Below are 17,280 nucleotides of genomic sequence, written 5' to 3' on the forward strand. Positions count from 1 at the left end.
AGCTGTTAAGCATCGCCTTCGACCGGCGCGACGGCGGCGATCAAAGGCTTACGCATCGCTTCGCACGGCGTTCGGCCAGCGCCGATTTCGCGAAAAACCGTTTCAAAATGCATAACATCTGTGGATAACGCGATGACACCGGCGTGACAGTGGGAGGCATCACGCCGCGAATCTGCTTCGCTTATCGTCGAGGATATTGCGAGGCTGGCCCTCCGCCGAGCATCCCTCGTGTCTCGCGTTCAATCCATTAAACCCTTGAGAGGATACTATGGCTAAGAAAGCGAAGAAGGCGAAAAAGGCGAAAAAGGCGAAGGCCAAGAAGAAGAAGTAACGCTTCTTCAGCCCGGGCGGAGCGCACCGCTCCCCCGGGCTACCGGCCCAAACCCGGATCATCAGGTTCAAAACAGGCGGGCATCGGCCCGCCTGTTTGATTTTAGGGAGGTCACTTCAAGGGAGGTGGGAGGACGCTCTTCAGCGCTCGGCGAACGCGAGCCGCGCGCCCAGCAGCGCAAAGCCGCCGGCGAACGCCCGGCGCAGCCACATCATCACCCTTGGCCGGCTCACCACGCGGTCGCGCACGTAGGCCGCGAACAGGCCATAGAGCACGAACACCGCAAACGTCATCGCCATGAAGGCCACGCTCAATTCGGCCATCCGCGCCAGCGGATGGCTTTCGCCGGAGGCGATGAACTGCGGCAGGAAGGCGAGGAAGAAGATCGACAGCTTCGGATTGAGGATGTTGATCAGGAAGCCGGTCACCACGACGCGCCGGTCCGAGTGCGGCGTTGTGCCGGTCTCCACCGCAAGCGCGCCGCGCTCGCGCAGGCTCTGCCAGGCCATGTAAAGCAGATAGAGCACGCCGCACCATTTCAGCGCGGCGAACGCCAGCGCGCTGGTGTGCAGCACCGCGGCAAGCCCGAGCATCGCGGCCGCCATGTGCGGCAGGATGCCGAGCGTGCAGCCGAAGGCGGCGGCGATGCTGGCGCGGCCGCCGCGCGCGAGCGCCGCCGCAAGCGTGTAGAGCACGCCGGTGCCGGGGGAAGCGACCACGATCAGCGAGGTCAGCAGGAAGGCTGCGGACATGGCTTGCCATAGCACGCCGCCGCGCGCGGCGGTAGCGCTAGCGCCTCAGCGCGGCGAGCCGAGCTGCGCCGCCTCCGCCTCCCGCAGCACGTCGAGCGGCGTCCACGGCTTGGCCCAGAATTTCGTGCCGTCGGGCAGCTTCTCCGCCAGCGGCCGGCCCGAGGTGACGACGACATCGAGCGCGGGATGGCGCTCCCTGGCGAGGAAGGCGAGCTCGACCCCGCTCATGCGGCCGGCCAGGTTGACGTCGGTGATCAGGAGCAGCACCGCGCCACCGTCGTCCTTTTCCAGGACAAGCGCGGCAGCCTCCGCGCTCTCGCACTGGATCACGTCGTAGTCGCTTTCTTCCAGGAGCAACGACATCATGTCGCGCTGCGAGGGGTCGTCCTCCACGATGAGCGCGGTGGCACGAAAGGGCCTCGATTGTCCCATGAGCCGCTCCCAAAATCAGACGTTGAAGAAGATGGCATGGGGTCAAACAACAAACCCCGCCATTGTTTCGCACCGCGGCTTAAATAGTGCCGGAACCTGCGCTATCAGCAGGACCCGTATGATCTCTGGACAGAGGAACCGACATGACCGAGATCAGGGGCTCCGCCGCGGCCGTAACGGGAGCGGCCAGCGGCATCGGCCGGGCGCTCGCGCTGGAACTGGCGGCGCGCGGCGCCGATCTCGCGCTCGCCGACCGCGACGAGGCGGGGCTCGCGGCGGTCGCGGCCGAGATCGAGGGCAGCAACGCGAGCCCGCGCAAGGTCACGACCCACCGCGTCGATGTCGGCGCGCCCGACCAGATTGCAGCATTCGCGCAAGCCGCAAGCGCCGCGCATCCCTCGCTCAACATCCTCGTCAACAATGCGGGTGTGGCGCTGCTCGGCCAGTTCGGCGAGATCGACCAGGCGCAGATGGACTGGCTGATGAACATCAATTTCTGGGGCGTGGTGCATGCGACCCGCGCCTTCCTGCCGCAGCTCTCGCGGCAGCGGCAAGCGCATATCGTCAACCTCTCGTCGATCTTCGGCATCGTCGCCCCGCCCGGCCAGACCGCCTATGCGGCGGCGAAGTTCGCCGTGCGCGGCTTCTCCGAAAGCCTGCGCCATGAGCTGCAAATGGCGGCAAGCCCGGTGCGGCTCTCGGTGGTGCATCCCGGCGGCGTCTCGACCAACATCGTGCGCAATTCCCGCACCGGAAGCGGCATCAGCGACAATGCGTGGCGCGCACAGACGATCGAGCGGTTCGACGCGTTGGCAAAGACCACGCCGCAAGCCGCCGCGCTGCGCATCATCGACGGAATCGAGAAGAACAGGCCGCGCATCCTGATCGGCAACGACGCCCGCTTCATGGACATCCTGCAGCGGCTTCGCCCCGCGAGCTACTGGTCGGTGCTGGCGCGGCGGCTGGAGAAGATGGCGAACAAGGCGAAGTGACGATCGCGCCCCTGGGCGCGATCGTCATCCCGGGGCGCGCGAAGCGCGAACCCGGGATCTCGCGCAGCAAGGCGCCTCACCGTCCGACGAGCTGGTCGGCGAAATAGCCGATGGTCTTGCGATAGATCACGGCGCGATTCCACTCGCGCATCGCCTCGAAATTGGCGCTGCCCTCGCCGTAAGGCTGCCCCATCTTGAAGCCGTTGGTGTGCAAGAGGTTCGCGGTGGAGGCGAGCACGTCGGCGACGCTGTGGCGCAGGTCGACGCGGCCGTCGCCGTCGAAATCGACGCCATACTTGATGTAGGACGACGGCAGGAACTGCGTCTGGCCGATCTCCCCGGCATAGGCGCCGATCAGGTCGCGCTGGGGCAGATCGCCGCGCTGGATGATCTTCAGGGCCGCCAGCAACTCGCCCTGGAACAGCTCGCTGCGCCGGCAGTCATGCGCGAGCGTGGCGAGCGTGCGGATCACCGGCAGCTTGCCCATGTCGCCCTTGCCGAAATCGCTCTCCAGTCCCCAGATCGCGACCAGGATCTGGCGCGGCACGCCGAACTGCTGCTCGATCTTCGACAGCAGCGCGGCGTGACGGGACAGCATGGCGCGGCCGCCATTGATGCGGCCCGGCCCGACCCGGGTCGAAACATACTGCTCGAAGGTCTTGTTGAAGGTGTAGCGCTGCCGGCGGTCGAAGGCGAGCACGCTGCCGTCCTGCCCGACGCCGGAAAATGCCGTGCTGACGACGGCCGCCGAGACGCCGGCCGCTTGCGCATCCGCGGAAACATTCGAAATGAACGAATTGAAATCGCCGCCGCAGCGCGCGGCAAAAGCGGGCGTGGCCGCAGCAAGGAAGATGCCGAGAAAAGCGACCGTGCCAGACCTGAACATGCTCAAAAATACCTTTGATTGCTGCACCGGTTTCAATCATGCCATGGCGAAAACAGGTCAGTCAAAACGCCCGCCCGGCAGAGCCAGTCGACGCTTGTGAACGACGTCCAGGACAGCCGCCTGCACGACAGGAACCGGCGCTGATGCCTGACGTTGTCCGTTGACGGGTTGGCCGTTTTCAGTTGATCGCAGGTCAGGCCGCGATGCAGGACGGATTGCAGGACGACACATCACCGCGCGGCATTCTTGGGACACCGCTGTTGCGGCTGCTCGCCATCAACCTCGCGGCCGGCGCGGCGGCGGCCGTCCTTCTCGTCGGCGGCCTGCTGCTGATCAACCCGGGCGGCCTGCGCGACCTGATCCTCGCCGACCGAGCGCCGGGCGTGGCGCTTCTGCTGCTGATCGGATCGTTCGTCATCACCTTCGGCTCGACCGCGATGGGCACCGCGATCATGGCTTCCGGCTGCCGCGAGGCGACGGATGACGCGCCGCGCGGACCCGGCCGCCTCGTCGCGCAGGACATCAAGCAACCGCGCGGCTCGTGACCGAAGGTCGCGCGACCGGGCGTCAGGCCGATCAGCACGCGCCTCACCCGCCGCCGTCGATCTGGCGGCCCATGATCGCGATCGCGCGCTGATAGACGGAAGCCGCATTCCAGGCCTCGATGGCCACGAAATTTGGCTCGCCCGGCTGGTAGCCGGCCCCTGCCTTCCAGCCATGGGCGCGCAGGAAATTCGCGGTCGAGGACAGCGCGCCCGAGGCGCTCTCGAGATTGCCGGCGCCGTAGGCCAGGATGTTCTTCGGCAGAAATTGCGTCTGGCCGACCTCGCCATGCATCGAGCCGCGCTGCGAGGCCGACAGCGTGCCGCGATCGATCAATTGCAGCGCCGCGTAAAGCTGGTCCGTGAAATATTCCGGACGCCGGCAGTCATAGGCCAGCGTCGCGATCGAGGACAGCATGTTCTGGTTGCCGCGCTGGCTGCCGAAGCCGGTCTCCATGCCCCAGATCGCGATCAGCGGCCCCGGCGGCACGCCATAGCGCTGCTGGATCGAGCCGAACATCGCCCCTTGCGACTGCTTCAGCGCGCGGCCGCGCGACACGATCGCCGCGGCACCGCGCTTGGCCATGAATGCTTCGAGCGAGAGCGAGAAGCTGCGCTGGCCGCGATCGGCCGCGATCGTCGCGCTGGCATAATTCGTCCCCATCAGGGCCGAGATGCCGGTAGCGCCGATGCCCTTTGCGCGGGCTTCGCCTGCGAACTGCTGCTTCCAGGCCTCGAACCCGCCGGGCCCGCTGCCGCACTGCGCGGCACGTGCGCTCGGGCTCGCACTGGCGATGATGGCCAAGGCTGAGAGCGCGGCCGTCAAAAATCCCCTGCTCCTGGTCATCGGTAGACTTTCCTGCTTGCGATGTTGGCCTCCCGACAGCTTAGCGCAGGAACCGCGGCGGTCCAGAGCGTTCGGAGACGTTTGCGCCGGCGCGGTACGCGCCCCTCGCACAGCAGTTGCGGGATACCCACCAATTGACAGCGGCGTACTAATCGACGACAAGCCGCCCATGCCGAAAAAACCCGGGACCAATCCCAAAGGCGAGTTCGCCTTCTTCAACGTCATCTATGAAGACGGCTCGCAACGCTCCAACCGCCGGGTGCCATCAGAGCTTCTTGGCGGGCTTGAGGGCGACGAGCCCGCGCGTGCCTTCATCCACGAGCAGGATCGCGAAATCGCCGAGAAATCCGGCCGGCCGCCGCTCAAGATCAAGAGCATCAGCCGGGTCGGCGCGAAGAAGAAGTAGCTGCGCTCTCGGCCGCGCGGCCGCATAATGGCTGCGACCGAATTGAAAACGGCGGGCTTTCGCCCGCCGTTTCTATTTGGATGGATTGCCGGGTCAGGCCCGGCAATGACGACCTAAGAATTAGTTATCGAGGAACGACCGAAGTTTGCGGCTCCGCGACGGATGCTTCAGCTTGCGCAGCGCCTTGGCCTCGATCTGGCGGATGCGCTCGCGGGTGACCGAGAACTGCTGGCCGACTTCCTCCAGCGTGTGGTCGGTGTTCATGCCGATGCCGAAGCGCATGCGCAGCACGCGTTCCTCGCGCGGCGTGAGCGACGCCAGCACGCGCGTCGTGGTCTCGCGCAGGTTGGACTGGATCGCCGCATCAATGGGGAGGATCGCGTTCTTGTCCTCGATGAAATCGCCGAGATGCGAGTCTTCCTCGTCACCGACAGGGGTCTCGAGCGAGAGCGGCTCCTTGGCGATCTTGAGAACCTTGCGCACCTTCTCCAGGGGCATGCCGAGCTTCTCGGCCAGCTCCTCCGGGGTCGGCTCGCGGCCGATCTCGTTGAGCATCTGGCGCGAGGTGCGCACGATCTTGTTGATGGTCTCGATCATGTGCACGGGGATGCGGATGGTGCGCGCCTGGTCGGCGATCGAGCGGGTGATCGCCTGCCGGATCCACCACGTCGCATAGGTCGAGAACTTGTAGCCGCGGCGGTACTCGAACTTGTCGACCGCCTTCATCAACCCGATGTTGCCTTCCTGGATCAGGTCGAGGAATTGCAGCCCGCGGTTGGTGTATTTCTTGGCGATCGAGATCACGAGGCGGAGGTTGGCTTCCACCATTTCCTTCTTGGCCTGGCGCGCCTCGCGCTCGCCCTTCTGCACCGAGTGCACGATCTTGCGGAATTCGCCGATCTCGAGCCCGGTGAGCGCGGCCAGCGACTGCACCTCGTGGCGCAAATCCTTGATGCGGTCCTTCTCGTGGTGGACGAAGTTCTTCCAGCCCTTTGCCGAGAGCTTCGAGACGCGGTTGAGCCAGCGCGGATCGAGCTCGGAGCCCTGGTAGTTGCGCAGGAAGTCCTCGCGCGCGACGCCGTGGCTGTCGGCAAGCCGCATCAGCCGGCTCTCGAACGAGACCAGCTTCTTGTTGATGTCGTAGAGCTGCTCGACCAGCGAATCGATGCGCGCCTGGTTCAGCCGCAGCGACTTCACCTCGACGATGATCTCGTCCTTCAGCTTCTTGTACTTGCGCTCCTGCGCCGGCGACAGCGTCTCGTTCTGGAGCTGGTTACTGATGTCCTGCTCCTGCAGGCGGCGCAGCTTCTTGTAGTTGTCGGCGATCTTGTCGAAGGTCTCGACCACCTTCGGCTTCAGCTCGGCCTCGATGGCCGCGAGCGACATCTGGTTCTCGAACTCGTCGTCGTCCATGTCGGACTCGGCGGCGGCCTCGGCCGGATCCTTCTCGTCGCCTTCGCCCGCCGGGGCGGCAGGGGCGGCGCGGAACGGGGTCGGCGACGGCGGCGCCGCCGGCGGCGCGACATGGGCCGGAGTTGGCTGGCCCGCGATCGCGGCGCCATTGCCGCCTTCGGCGGGCGCGCCATCAGCGGTGACGCCGATGATCTGCGGGTTCAGATTGTTCTTGGCGTCAGGCCCCGCATAGGTCGCTTCGAGATCGATGATGTCGCGGAGGAAAATCTTGCCTTCGTTGAGCTCGTCGCGCCAGATGATGATGGCCTGGAAGGTGAGCGGGCTTTCGCAGAGCCCCGCGATCATCGCCTCGCGGCCGGCCTCGATGCGCTTGGCGATCGCGATCTCGCCCTCGCGCGACAGCAATTCCACCGTGCCCATCTCGCGCAGATACATGCGCACGGGATCGTCGGTGCGCTCGCCGGGCTCGGACTTCTTGACCTCGGTGACGGCCTTCTGCGTGACCTCGACAAGCTCGTTGTCGGTCTCGTCGTCGACCTCGTCCTTCTCTTCCTCGTTGTCGGCCTCGTCGGCCTCGGTGACGTTGATGCCCATGTCGGAGAGCATCGACATGATGTCCTCGATCTGCTCGGGCGACGTCGTGTCGGAAGGCAGCACCTCGTTGAGCTGATCGAAGGTCACGAAGCCGCGCTTCTTGGCCTGCTTGATCATCTTCTTGACGGCGGCATCCGACAGGTCGAGCAACGGCGACGGTGCGTCCGCGGTCTCCTTCTCCGGGGCGTCCGCTGCCTTGTCTTCTTTTTCCTTGTCCTTCACCTGCAGCGTCTTTGCCTTTGTGGCCATTCAATGCTCTCCAAAACGCGCTTCATGCCGGATGCGTCGCCGCTTCCGCCGGATATGGTTGGCCCTCGACGCGCAAAGGGCGGCGCACCACGGTCGCCACCCCTCATCTCGCTGTCGCCGGTTTCGCACTCACTAAGACGCGATCCGTTGAGATCAAGTTGCCTCGCGCCTTGGCTTTTCGTTGCGCATGATCTGTTCGGAAAACCGGTGCCCACTTTTCCGGATCATGCTGTAACGGTGCGGTATTAAGCTTCGCTTAACCCTGTTTTTGCAGCCAAACCATGGGTTTGGCGAGTCATTTTGCATGGGCGGGCGCGCCCGTCCGCATGAATCTTATAAAGATCAGACCGAGCGCTGGAACCGGCCGGACAGCTCGCCAAACCCGTCAATCTGGGCCTCCGTGCCATCGAGCGACTCCAGCCGGGCGCTGACATCCTTGAGCCAGGCCAGGTTGGCCTCGCTCGCCTCGTCGCCGAGCGCAAGCTCGGCCTCTTTCCTTTCCCTAAGTAGGGCGTGGGTTTTTTGATGCAAGACAACGAGTTGCTGCCAGGTCGCCAAAACGTCATCGCGCGCCGCTCCGGGCCTTGCCGCCCACACCGCCCCGGTCGTGATCGCCCGCTCAAGCCTTTGAAGAATAGGGGTAAATCCGCCCTTCGCGAGGTCGGCCCGCATTTTTTCGGATTGCTCGGCGGGGTCGGCGGCGTGGTGATGATCGTGGGCAAAGGCCGCAATAATACCGGCTCGCAGCTTGTGGGCCTCGGGATGGGCGAGTTCCAGCGCGGCCACTTCCTCCAGATGGTCGTGCAGCAGCCAGGGGTGGTTCACCAGGGATTCCAGGATCAGGGCCTCGCGGCGGGAAATCGCGCTGCGCTGTCCCCGCATGATCGGGCTCGTCGCAAGCTGGGGGCTCGCGGCCTGGTAGGGCCCGCGGCCGAGGGTCGAGGGCTGGGGCCGCGCAGGCCCGCGGCCACCCGGGCGGCCCGCCGGGCCGGCGCCACGGGGGGCGAAACGCGGCACTGATTCGCGGCCGAAGCGCCCCTGCCCGTAGCCGCCGCGCGCCGGCTCCGGCGCAAAGGTGCGGGCGAGACGCTCGACGAGATCCTGCCGATAATAGCGGCGCACCACCTCGTCGCGGATGCCGTTCGCAAGCTCGCCGATCCGCGCCTCCAGCGCCGCGCGCCGCTCGGGCGTGACAAAGCTGCCGCCCTCGATCTCGCGCGCCCACAGCATGTCGGCGAGCGGGCGGGCAGCAGCCATCACCTCCTCGATCGCGCCGCGACCACCCGATCGCGCGAGATCGTCGGGGTCCTGGCCTTCCGGCAGCAGCGCGAAGCGCAGGCTTTTTCCGGGCTTGAGATGCGGCAAGGCAAGGTCCGCGGCACGGTAAGCCGCCTTCTGCCCGGCGCGGTCGCCGTCGAAGCAGAGCACCGGCTCGTCCGCCATCTTCCAGAGCAGCGCGAGCTGGTTTTCGGTCAAGGCGGTGCCGAGCGGCGCAACCGTCGCGGCAAAGCCCGACGTCACCATGGCGATGACGTCGACATAGCCTTCGACCACGATCAGCGGCTTGCCGTCATGCGCGGCCTGGCGCGCCGGCGCGTAGTTGTAGAGATTGTCGCCCTTGTGAAACAGCGGCGTCTCCGGCGAATTCAGGTATTTCGCCGCGACGTCCTTTTCCAGCGCGCGGCCGCCGAAGGCGATCACGCGGCCTCTGAGGTCGGTGATCGGAAAAATCACGCGGTCGCGGAAGCGATCGTAGGGAACGGGGATGTCCTCGCCCGCGATCAGAAGTCCCGCCTCCACCATGTCCGGCACCGGAATGCCGTGCGAGCCGAGATGCTCCTTCAGCGCGAAGCGTTCGGGTAGCGCGTACCCCAGGCGAAACTGCAGCTGCGTCGCCGGCGAGATCGCGCGGTCGCCGAGATAGCCGCGCGCCTTGGCGCCATTGCGCGAGGCGAGCGTGTCGGCGAAGAACTTTGCCGCAAGCTCCATGACGTCATGCAGCGTCCTGCGGCGCTGCTCGAAGCGCGCGGCCTCCGGGGTTGCGACCGGCAGCGCCATGCCGGCCATCCCGGCAAGCCGCTCGACCGCCTCGGGGAAGGTGACGCCCTCGGTCTCCATCACGAAGTCGAAGATGTTGCCGTGCTTCTGGGAGGAGAAGCAGTGATAGAAGCCCTTCTGGTCGTTGACGGTGAAGGACGGCGTTTTCTCCTGCTGGAACGGCGACAGCCCTTTCCACTCCTTGCCCGCCTTCCTCAGCTTGACGCGCTTGCCCACGACTTCCGAAACCGGAAGCCGGGCGCGAAGCTCGTCGAGGAACTGGGGCGTGAAGCGCATGGGCGAATTTCTGGCACAAAGTCCTGAGTCGGGGCCAACCGGATAGGGATATAGGGGGCGCGCGCGGAAATACCGCGGAAATACGAAGAGAGTCCCGATTCTCCCGGCTATTCACAGCCCCGCTTTCAACCTCCCCTTGAAAAGGGGAGGTCGCTTTGCTCCGGCAAGGAGCAAAGCGGGAGGGGATCAAAATCGTCAGCGTGTGATGCCCCCTCCCCAACCCTCCCCCGCAAGCGGGGAGAGGGAGCCGACCGTCGATGACGCGTGCCTGGGCCTAATCCAGAAACCGTCCCGATTCGATGCGCGGCAGGCCGCTCACTGGCCAGTTGTAGAGATAGGTCCAGGCCTCGCCGGCGGAACCATCGCCAAGCGTGACGCCGAGCATTTCGCGCACATATTCGGTCGGCGCGGGGAATCCCTCGCCGCAGGCCTCGTACATGTCGAACTCGGCGAGCAGCGCATCGCGCTCGCGCAAGCGATAGAGCTCGCCGAACACGAGGTCGTCGGCGTTTTCGGACGGCACGAGGCCGGGATAGTGCTTCACGAGATAGAGCCTGCCGCGGCAGCGCGCCTCGCCGAGGTACTCGGCATTGGCGGAAAGCAGCCGCGCCATCGGGTGGTCGAAGCCGCGCATCAGCGTGCCGTAGACGAAGAGATGGTCGCAGATCATGCGAGCTTGTTATCGCGCCTGCGCCGGCGCGATCAAGCCCGCACCACTTCCTCGCTGACCACGGAGAATTTCGCGAGCTCCATGCGGCCGAAGCTCGTCGAGAGCGCAACATCCGCGGCATCGCGCCCCGTCGCCATCAGGACGCGGCCGATGCGCGGGACGTTGTGGCGGGCGTCGAAGGTGTGCCACTGGCCGGACAGGTAGGCCTGGAACCAGCCGGAAAAATCCATCGGCGCCGGGTCCGCCGGCACGCCGATGTCGCCGAGATAGCCGGTGCAGTAGCGCGCCGGGATGCCCATGCAGCGGCACAGCGTCAGCGCCAGATGCGCGAAGTCGCGGCAGACGCCCTTCTGGTCCTCATAGACGTCATGCGCGGACTTCATGTGATGGGCGTGCTGGTAGCCGAAGGTGACGTGACGGTGCACGAAATCGGTGATCGCCTGCACCCGCGCCCAGCCCGGCGGCGTGTTGCCAAACAGCGACCAGGCGATGTCGGTGAGCTTGTCGGTCTCGCAGTAGCGGCTCGGCATCAGATAGAGCAGAAGCTCGTCGGGAAGCTGATCGATCGGCACCTGCCGCGCCGTCGGCACCACGACGTCAGGCTGGCCGGAATCGCGCACCAGCGCGCGGCCGCGCAACGTCACGCCGCCGCTTGGCGCCACCAGGCGGCCGCAGACATTGCCAAAGCTGTCGCGATAGAAGCCGATCGGCGTGTCGGGGTCGGCGACGACGGTCTCGGTGCCGACGATGTCGGAAAAGCGCGACGGGTGGATCGAGAGCATGATCACCATCGGGATCGGCTGCGCCGCCGTATAGGCAATCTCGAAGCCGACCCGGATCTCCATGCGCTACACCGTTTCGGCCATGCCGGCCTCGGCCACGCGGATCTCGACATCCATGCAGTCGAAGGCATCGGCGGACCCGAGATAGGTGCCGTGCAGCGGGATAGCCTGGCGCGGATCGCGGGCCACCGCGACGCGGATCAGGTCGCGGCTGCCGACGATGCCGTTGGTCGGATCGAACTCGATCCAGCCCGCGCTCGGCAGATAGGCCTGCACCCAGGCGTGGGTCGAGCCGCCGCCGACATAGTGGCCGTTCTCGGGCATGAACAGGTAGCCGGAGACGAAGCGCGCGGCGATGCCGAGCTGGCGCAGCGCCTCGATCATCAAGAGCGCATAGTCGCGGCAGGAGCCGGACCCGCTCTGCAGCGTGTCGAGCGGATGCTGGGTGCCCTGCTCATGCCGCTTGCGGTAGGACAGGCCGGCGCGGATGCGATGCGTCATGTTGCTCAGGATCTTGAAGGTCGGCGTCGGCGCTTCCTCGTCGAGGAACGTGCGCGCCCACGCCGCCAGCGCGCCGTCGGGATCGGCATATTGGGGCGCGATGAACTGCTTCAGATCGGGGAATTCCTCGACGTCGTAGAGGAAGGGATAGAAATAGGCGCGGTCGTCGGGCGTCAGCGCGTATTCTTCCGCCGGGAAGTGCTCCACGGTCGCGGTCGCGACGAAGGTCAGCCGGTCGGCGCGTTCATCAAAAGTCGCGATCGCCACGCTGTTGCCAAAGACATCGTGAATCCAGCGCAGCGCCATCGGCTCCGGCGTGATGTCGAGGCGGCCGTCCAGCAGGTGCAGATCATGGCCGACCAGCGGGCGCAGCATGACGCGGTGTTCGCCAAACGCCACCGGGCGGTTGTAGCGATATTCGGTCTTGTGATGGATGGTCAGGAGCGGCATCGTTTGATCAATCATCGTGATTCCCAACCTTCGAATCTATAGCGATGGCTGCTCTTTTCTAGGTCGAGATGCCGCTTAGATAGGCAAACATACAGGGAAAATGGCCTTGAACAGCGGTGACTATCCAACCCTCCTGCTCGGAAGAGACGAAGTTTCACCGGTTCAGGAATTCAATGCGTCAGGGCCTTCGCCGTTCCTCTTCACCTGCGATCATTATGGCAGGCTGATCCCGCGGGTGCTTGGGCATCTCGGGCTGCCGGAAGAAGAACTCGGGCGCCACATCGCCTTCGACATCGGGATCGCCGGCGTCGCAGAGGCGCTGTCGCAGGCGCTCGGCGCGCATCTCATTGCGCAGCGCTACTCGCGGCTCGTGATCGACTGCAACCGGCCGCCGCAGATGGCAAGCTCGATCCCGCTGATCAGCGAGGCCACGACCGTTCCCGGCAATGAGGGCCTGACCGCCGAGACGGCCGAGATGCGGCGCCGCGCGATCTTCGACCCCTATCATCGCCGCATCGACGAGATCATCGACCAGCGGATCGCCGCGGGACGCCCCACCGTGCTGATGGCGCTGCACAGCTTTACGCCGGTCTATGCCGGCATCGTCAGGCCCTGGCATATCGGCACGCTCTATCATCGCGACAAGCGCCTGCCGCCGCTGCTGCTCACGAGGCTTCGCGCGGAGCCCGACCTCGTGGTCGGCGACAACGAGCCCTATGCCGTCTCCGACGAGACCGACTACACCATCCCCGTGCATGGCGAGGCGCGCGGGCTGATCAATTCCGGGATCGAGATCCGCCAGGATCTGATCGCGGACCAGAGCGGCCAGCAGCAATGGGCGGAGCGGCTTGCGTGCGTGCTCGGCGACATCGCGGTGCTGCTGCGCGACCAGCGGCTGATCTGACCAGGCCTCGACCCGGCCATTTGATGTGCACACCGCCGATCGGCCTCGGCGGTTTGGTGCTCTCTTGCCGTCGTTCTTGCCGTTGCGGGCGCGCCCCAAGGTCAGCGCCGGAACTTTTCGGCCATTGAGCGCGTTGTGGTGCTAGCGCCGGTATCCCGACCAGACGAGGTGGGAGGAAAAGATGCTGAGAGCCGCTCACCGCACACGGACTTTGTTAGCGTTCGCCGCGATCCTCGCGGGCGCCGCGATAGGACTTGCATCCCCGAACCTCGCCCAGGCCGCCCACGGTGGTGGCGGCGGGGGCGGCCATGGCGGTGGCGGCGGCGGCTTTCATGGCGGTGGTGGCGGCGGCTTTCATGGCGGTGGCGGCGGTTTTCACGGCGGCGGCGGCGGATTTCATGGCGGCGGCGGCTTCCACGGCGGCGGTGGCTTCCATGCTGGCGGCTACCACGGTGGCGGCTTCCATGGTGGGGGCTTCCGCGGCGGCGGCTTCCATGCCGGCGGCTTTCATCGGGGCGGCGGCTTCCATGCCGTCCATGCTGCGCCGGGAGGCGGGCACGGCTTTGCCGGGCGCCACGTCCAGAGCCGCCCTGCCTTCGCCGGCGGTGCTGCGCGAGCCGGCAATCGTGGCCAGCCAGCGGCCATCGCAGGCAACCGCGCCGTCTCGAACCGCGTGATGCAGCGTAACGCCGCCGCGGTCGGCCACGCGCTGTCCTCGCGCCAGATCAGGACCGCCCTGCACGCGCAAGGCGGCCTGCGCAATCCGATGACGCGCGCCGCGATCACGACGGCGGTCGCCGGTGCCGCATGGAGCCATCAGCACGGAAACCTGTGGTGGCGCCACGCCCATGGCGGCTTCGGCTGGGTCGGCCCGGTGTTCTGGCCCTACGCCTATGACGATCTCTATGACTACACGTGGTGGGGATGGGGCTATGACCCCTACTTCTGGGACTATGGCTACACCGATCTGTATGCCGGCCTGTTCGGTCCCTATGACTACGGCGCCTTGAGCGGTTACACCGGCTATCTCCCCGGCTACGCCGGATCGGCGCGGCAGCCGTCCGCGCCCGCCAGCGCGGAGGCGGCGACAACGCTTGCCGACATGTGTGGCAGCGACAGCCGGAACATCGCCGGCTTCCCGATCGACCAGTTCAGCGCTGCGATCCAGCCCAACAGCGAGCAGAGCGCCGCGCTCGACGATCTCGCCAATGCCTCCCAGAAGGCGGCCGAAACCATCCGCGCCTCATGCCCCAAGGACGTGGCGCTGACCGCACCGAGCCGGCTCGCCGCCATGCAGCAGCGTGTCGAGGCGATGCGCGACGCCGTCAACATCGTGCAGCCGGCGCTCGACAAGTTCTATGGCCTCCTGAGCGACGACCAGAAAGCCAAAATCACGGCGCTGGCCGCGGATCGGCAGACAGAGCGCAAGGACATTCTGGACAATGGCAACTGCAACGCGGCGCAGACCAGCGCGACGGACTGGCCGGGCGATCTGATCGAACGCAACGTGAAACCGACCGACGCCCAGCGCGCGAGCCTCGCCGCCTTGCAGGATGCCGCAACCAGGACGCCAGACATCCTGAAATCATCGTGTCCGCCGGCGGACGTGCGCACGCCGCCCGCACGGCTCGCCGCGGTGGGCGCGCGGCTCGATTCCATGCTGCAGGCGATCGCGACCGTGCGACCGGCGCTTGACACCTTCTATGGCTCGCTCAGCGACGAACAGAAGGCGGCGTTCGATGCCATCGGTCCCGATCGGCAAGGCCCCGCATCGGCGTTGGCCTCCGCTCGCGATGAACCGACGCCGCGGCGTCACCGCCGCCACCATCATGGCATGAGCATCGGCGGCATGATCTTCCGCATGATGCGGCTGTGACGCTGCCGCGGTAGCGGCTTTCATCCCGAGGCGGCATCGGCTCTCGGCTCACCTGAGAAAGGCGACGCGCGCGGTCAAGTCCGCCAGCGGCGAATGGATGTCGCGCCTCGCCTTCGCGCGTTCGCGGCGAAGATCGCGATGCCGCGCGACAAGACACTGGCCAAACAACTTATAATTGTATTAGCATGGCGACCGTGCTCGCCGTTTTGCCGCGACCGCGCAAACCCAGGACAAGCGGTATCGAGCCTACTGAGTAGCGTGGCTCGATCCAAGGCGCAGGCGACGGTTCGGCGCACGCGACCCATTTTGCCATTCATGATTTTCATTTTGAGAGGAAGCGAGATGAGCGACGGTATCGATTGCGCACTGGACTGCACCAAAAGAGCTGGCTGGATAAAGGCAAATGGAAACGAGTTTTTGGGTCGGTACTACAGAAATTCCGTTTCGAAATGGGCACCTCTTACGGCGAACGAGGCCAAGGCAATTTCGGCAAACGGGATCGTCCTTGTCGCGCTTTGGGAAAGCAATTCTGCGGTCGCTGCCCACTTCTCCTATACAACCGGCGTCGATGAAGGAACCAGCGCCTACAAGCAGGCGATGAACACCGGACAGCCCGCGGGTACACCGGTCTATTTCGCGGTCGATTTTGACTGTTCCAACTTGGAGATTGCCGGGGGGATCAACGACTACTTCCGGGGCATCGCCCATGGGTTCGATGCAATAGGCTCGGACAATCCCGCTTATGCGATCGGCGTATACGGATCGGGGGATGCGTGCGGATGGCTCCTGGCGCACCAAAGGGTCCGCTACACCTGGTTGGCGCAATCCACAAAATGGGGAGGGCACAAGACCTTCTCGTCGTGGAACATCAAACAGGGGCCAACAAAGAAGGCGCCGTTCGACTTCGATACCAACGAGGCAAAACCCTCCTATGGGGGATTTACAGTTTGAGCTTGTTCTACCGCGCCCGCGTCAGCGCCAGCCACACCCCGCCGCCGATCATGAAGCCGCCTGATATGCGCGACACCAGCCGGGTGCGCCGCGCCGAGAAGAACTTTCGCGCTCGGCCGGCGAGCAGCGCGTAAAGGCCATCGGTCATGCCCGCGATGACCATGAAGGTGACGCCGAGCAGCGTCACCTGCGAGACATGGTCCCTCTCCATGTCCATGAACTGCGGGATGAAGGCGCCGAAGAACACCAGCACCTTCGGATTCGACAGCAGCACCAGCAGGCCCTGCAGGAAGAAGCCGCCGCGCGGCGGCGCCGGCGGCTCCTCGACATTGATGCCCTGCACGGGATCGCGGATCAGCTTGATGCCGAGCCAGATGAGATAGGCGGCGCCGGCAAGCCGCACCCAGTCGAACCAGTAGCCCATCGTCGCCATCAGCGAGGTCAGCCCGACCGCGACGATGCCGATCACGATCGCGAGCCCCACTTGCGCGCCGGCGATGTTGATCAGGGCCGCGCGGGTGCCGTGACGCAGGCCGTTGGCGATCAGTAGCGTGACGATCGGACCGGGCAACAGTGCCAACGCGACGCAGGCGGCGACGAAGGCGAGATAGACTTGCAGGGACATGGGAGAGGCTCTGTGGGGTTCGTCATGGCCGGGTTTATCCCGGCCATCCACGTCTTCAAAAAAGTGCCGCGAGTAGAGAAGACGTGGATGCTCGGGTCAAGCCCGGGCATGACGGAGGACTTGCAACCCACTAATGCGCCTGCAGCGACGCCATCGTCCAATGCCGCGTCTCGTCGGTTTCCAGGAATCTGAGCGCCGCGCGCTGCAGGCCGGCCGCCTCGCCCGCGCCCTGCACCACCGCGACCAGAAGATCGCAGCGGTGCGACAGCGCGAAGCCGATCGCGGTGTGGCGCGCGCCGTCGCCCATGGTGAGATGATAGGCGCGCGAGCGGCCGGACAGGCCGGCGACACGCACGGCGCCGCCGGCCTTGTCCGGCATGAACTGCGCGCTGATCAGATCGATGTCGGCGACGCGGTCGACCTCGTCGTCATCGGCCACTCCCGTGTCGCAATTGCAGAAGCCGAGCTTGGCGCGCACGTACAGCTCCGCGCCCGCACAATCGCCGCCATCGCAGCGGAAGGCGCGGCCTGCCGGCCAACCGTCGCGCGGAAACGGCCAGGCGATCTCCTGCCAGCGCGGCGTGGTCGCCCCGCCCGACCCACCTGAAAATTGCAGCGCGGCGACGCCCGACAGCGCGCCGAGCGACAACATCGCGAGGATGATGAGCGAAAGGCGCAGCGCCTGGTATCCCGGATCCGAAGTTCGCTTCATTTCGCGGCAACCTCCTGAGCGAACTTCGGGT

The 17,280-nt window shown here is 65.8% G+C and carries 18 protein-coding genes; 6 read left to right on the forward strand and 12 right to left on the reverse strand.

Features of this window, described 5'->3' with window-relative positions; genetic code table 11:
• Nucleotides 1-471 precede the first annotated feature (471 nt).
• Complete coding sequence (locus QOU61_RS32845) at nucleotides 472-1,083, reverse strand: LysE family translocator (protein ID WP_289655324.1); 612 nt, start codon at nucleotides 1,081-1,083, stop codon at nucleotides 472-474.
• 45 nt (nucleotides 1,084-1,128) lie between these two features.
• Nucleotides 1,129-1,515, reverse strand: coding sequence for a response regulator (locus QOU61_RS32850; RefSeq protein WP_289655325.1), 387 nt, complete (start codon nucleotides 1,513-1,515; stop codon nucleotides 1,129-1,131).
• A 143-nt stretch (nucleotides 1,516-1,658) separates the two neighbouring features.
• Between QOU61_RS32850 and QOU61_RS32855 the strand changes: the two genes are divergently transcribed.
• Entirely contained in the window at nucleotides 1,659-2,507 is an 849-nt protein-coding gene (locus tag QOU61_RS32855) for an SDR family NAD(P)-dependent oxidoreductase (protein WP_289655326.1), read from the forward strand.
• Nucleotides 2,508-2,583: 76 nt separating this feature from the next.
• Here QOU61_RS32855 and QOU61_RS32860 read toward each other — a convergent pair whose 3' ends face one another.
• Nucleotides 2,584-3,393 carry a lytic murein transglycosylase gene (locus QOU61_RS32860; protein ID WP_289655327.1) on the reverse strand — a complete coding sequence of 270 codons (810 nt, stop codon included), beginning with the start codon at nucleotides 3,391-3,393 and terminating at the stop codon, nucleotides 2,584-2,586.
• Nucleotides 3,394-3,596: 203 nt separating this feature from the next.
• Between QOU61_RS32860 and QOU61_RS32865 the strand changes: the two genes are divergently transcribed.
• Nucleotides 3,597-3,938, forward strand: a complete 342-nt coding sequence (locus QOU61_RS32865) for a hypothetical protein (RefSeq protein ID WP_289655328.1) — start codon at nucleotides 3,597-3,599, stop codon at nucleotides 3,936-3,938.
• A 43-nt stretch (nucleotides 3,939-3,981) separates the two neighbouring features.
• Here the strand turns inward: QOU61_RS32865 and QOU61_RS32870 are convergent, their stop codons facing one another.
• Nucleotides 3,982-4,782, reverse strand: a complete 801-nt coding sequence (locus QOU61_RS32870; protein ID WP_289655329.1) for a lytic murein transglycosylase — start codon at nucleotides 4,780-4,782, stop codon at nucleotides 3,982-3,984.
• Between the two features lie 169 nt (nucleotides 4,783-4,951).
• Here QOU61_RS32870 and QOU61_RS32875 point away from each other — a divergent pair, with 169 nt between their 5' ends.
• Complete coding sequence (locus QOU61_RS32875; RefSeq protein ID WP_289655330.1) at nucleotides 4,952-5,188, forward strand: hypothetical protein; 237 nt, start codon at nucleotides 4,952-4,954, stop codon at nucleotides 5,186-5,188.
• Nucleotides 5,189-5,308: 120 nt separating this feature from the next.
• On the opposite strand, the gene rpoD is transcribed toward QOU61_RS32875, so the two are convergent.
• The 5 genes from rpoD to QOU61_RS32900 form a co-directional block, all read right to left on the reverse strand.
• On the reverse strand, nucleotides 5,309-7,444 hold the full coding sequence (gene rpoD / locus QOU61_RS32880; protein WP_289655331.1) for an RNA polymerase sigma factor RpoD: 2,136 nt from the start codon (nucleotides 7,442-7,444) through the stop codon (nucleotides 5,309-5,311).
• A gap of 342 nt (nucleotides 7,445-7,786) precedes the next feature.
• Nucleotides 7,787-9,778 carry a DNA primase gene (gene dnaG / locus QOU61_RS32885; RefSeq protein WP_289655332.1) on the reverse strand — a complete coding sequence of 664 codons (1,992 nt, stop codon included), beginning with the start codon at nucleotides 9,776-9,778 and terminating at the stop codon, nucleotides 7,787-7,789.
• Nucleotides 9,779-10,052: 274 nt separating this feature from the next.
• The gene (locus tag QOU61_RS32890) at nucleotides 10,053-10,448 is read right to left on the reverse strand and encodes a gamma-glutamylcyclotransferase family protein (protein ID WP_289655333.1); all 396 of its coding nucleotides are present in this window, start codon (nucleotides 10,446-10,448) and stop codon (nucleotides 10,053-10,055) included.
• Between the two features lie 32 nt (nucleotides 10,449-10,480).
• On the reverse strand, nucleotides 10,481-11,293 hold the full coding sequence (locus QOU61_RS32895; protein ID WP_289655334.1) for a transglutaminase-like domain-containing protein: 813 nt from the start codon (nucleotides 11,291-11,293) through the stop codon (nucleotides 10,481-10,483).
• A gap of 3 nt (nucleotides 11,294-11,296) precedes the next feature.
• Entirely contained in the window at nucleotides 11,297-12,181 is an 885-nt protein-coding gene (locus QOU61_RS32900) for a transglutaminase family protein (RefSeq protein WP_289662008.1), read from the reverse strand.
• 100 nt (nucleotides 12,182-12,281) lie between these two features.
• Between QOU61_RS32900 and QOU61_RS32905 the strand changes: the two genes are divergently transcribed.
• Nucleotides 12,282-13,085, forward strand: coding sequence for an N-formylglutamate amidohydrolase (locus QOU61_RS32905; protein WP_289655335.1), 804 nt, complete (start codon nucleotides 12,282-12,284; stop codon nucleotides 13,083-13,085).
• 214 nt (nucleotides 13,086-13,299) lie between these two features.
• Here the strand turns inward: QOU61_RS32905 and QOU61_RS32910 are convergent, their stop codons facing one another.
• The gene (locus tag QOU61_RS32910; protein ID WP_289655336.1) at nucleotides 13,300-13,791 is read right to left on the reverse strand and encodes a hypothetical protein; all 492 of its coding nucleotides are present in this window, start codon (nucleotides 13,789-13,791) and stop codon (nucleotides 13,300-13,302) included.
• On the opposite strand from QOU61_RS32910, the gene QOU61_RS32915 reads away from it, so the two are divergent.
• On the forward strand, nucleotides 13,762-14,961 hold the full coding sequence (locus tag QOU61_RS32915; protein WP_289655337.1) for a Spy/CpxP family protein refolding chaperone: 1,200 nt from the start codon (nucleotides 13,762-13,764) through the stop codon (nucleotides 14,959-14,961). The two genes, QOU61_RS32910 and QOU61_RS32915, sit on opposite strands and share 30 nt — an antisense overlap.
• 342 nt (nucleotides 14,962-15,303) lie before the next feature.
• A complete protein-coding gene (locus tag QOU61_RS32920; protein ID WP_289655338.1) occupies nucleotides 15,304-15,912 on the forward strand; it encodes a DUF1906 domain-containing protein in 609 nt (202 codons plus the stop codon).
• Between the two features lie 7 nt (nucleotides 15,913-15,919).
• Here the strand turns inward: QOU61_RS32920 and QOU61_RS32925 are convergent, their stop codons facing one another.
• Nucleotides 15,920-16,537 (reverse strand): LysE family translocator, encoded by a 618-nt coding sequence (locus QOU61_RS32925; protein ID WP_289655339.1) that lies wholly within the window; start codon nucleotides 16,535-16,537, stop codon nucleotides 15,920-15,922.
• 130 nt (nucleotides 16,538-16,667) lie between these two features.
• Nucleotides 16,668-17,249 carry a hypothetical protein gene (locus QOU61_RS32930; protein WP_289655340.1) on the reverse strand — a complete coding sequence of 194 codons (582 nt, stop codon included), beginning with the start codon at nucleotides 17,247-17,249 and terminating at the stop codon, nucleotides 16,668-16,670.
• Nucleotides 17,250-17,280 lie beyond the last annotated feature (31 nt).

This window comes from Bradyrhizobium sp. NP1 (genome assembly GCF_030378205.1).
Classification (GTDB): Bacteria; Pseudomonadota; Alphaproteobacteria; order Rhizobiales; family Xanthobacteraceae; genus Bradyrhizobium.

Excerpts from the sequence above, each read along its gene's own strand:
- QOU61_RS32890 (WP_289655333.1), bottom strand. The coding sequence starts at position 10,448 with ATGATCTGCGACCATCTCTTCGTCTACGGCACGCTGATGCGCGGCTTC.
- QOU61_RS32915 (WP_289655337.1), top strand. The coding sequence starts at position 13,762 with ATGCAGCGTAACGCCGCCGCGGTCGGCCACGCGCTGTCCTCGCGCCAG.
- QOU61_RS32895 (WP_289655334.1), bottom strand. The coding sequence starts at position 11,293 with ATGGAGATCCGGGTCGGCTTCGAGATTGCCTATACGGCGGCGCAGCCG.
- QOU61_RS32875 (WP_289655330.1), top strand. The coding sequence starts at position 4,952 with ATGCCGAAAAAACCCGGGACCAATCCCAAAGGCGAGTTCGCCTTCTTC.
- QOU61_RS32845 (WP_289655324.1), bottom strand. The coding sequence starts at position 1,083 with ATGTCCGCAGCCTTCCTGCTGACCTCGCTGATCGTGGTCGCTTCCCCC.
- QOU61_RS32930 (WP_289655340.1), bottom strand. The coding sequence starts at position 17,249 with ATGAAGCGAACTTCGGATCCGGGATACCAGGCGCTGCGCCTTTCGCTC.
- QOU61_RS32850 (WP_289655325.1), bottom strand. The coding sequence starts at position 1,515 with ATGGGACAATCGAGGCCCTTTCGTGCCACCGCGCTCATCGTGGAGGAC.
- QOU61_RS32900 (WP_289662008.1), bottom strand. The coding sequence starts at position 12,181 with ATGCCGCTCCTGACCATCCATCACAAGACCGAATATCGCTACAACCGC.
- QOU61_RS32905 (WP_289655335.1), top strand. The coding sequence starts at position 12,282 with ATGGCCTTGAACAGCGGTGACTATCCAACCCTCCTGCTCGGAAGAGAC.
- QOU61_RS32920 (WP_289655338.1), top strand. The coding sequence starts at position 15,304 with ATGAGCGACGGTATCGATTGCGCACTGGACTGCACCAAAAGAGCTGGC.
- QOU61_RS32925 (WP_289655339.1), bottom strand. The coding sequence starts at position 16,537 with ATGTCCCTGCAAGTCTATCTCGCCTTCGTCGCCGCCTGCGTCGCGTTG.
- rpoD (WP_289655331.1), bottom strand. The coding sequence starts at position 7,444 with ATGGCCACAAAGGCAAAGACGCTGCAGGTGAAGGACAAGGAAAAAGAA.
- QOU61_RS32860 (WP_289655327.1), bottom strand. The coding sequence starts at position 3,393 with ATGTTCAGGTCTGGCACGGTCGCTTTTCTCGGCATCTTCCTTGCTGCG.
- QOU61_RS32870 (WP_289655329.1), bottom strand. The coding sequence starts at position 4,782 with ATGACCAGGAGCAGGGGATTTTTGACGGCCGCGCTCTCAGCCTTGGCC.
- dnaG (WP_289655332.1), bottom strand. The coding sequence starts at position 9,778 with ATGCGCTTCACGCCCCAGTTCCTCGACGAGCTTCGCGCCCGGCTTCCG.
- QOU61_RS32855 (WP_289655326.1), top strand. The coding sequence starts at position 1,659 with ATGACCGAGATCAGGGGCTCCGCCGCGGCCGTAACGGGAGCGGCCAGC.
- QOU61_RS32865 (WP_289655328.1), top strand. The coding sequence starts at position 3,597 with ATGCAGGACGGATTGCAGGACGACACATCACCGCGCGGCATTCTTGGG.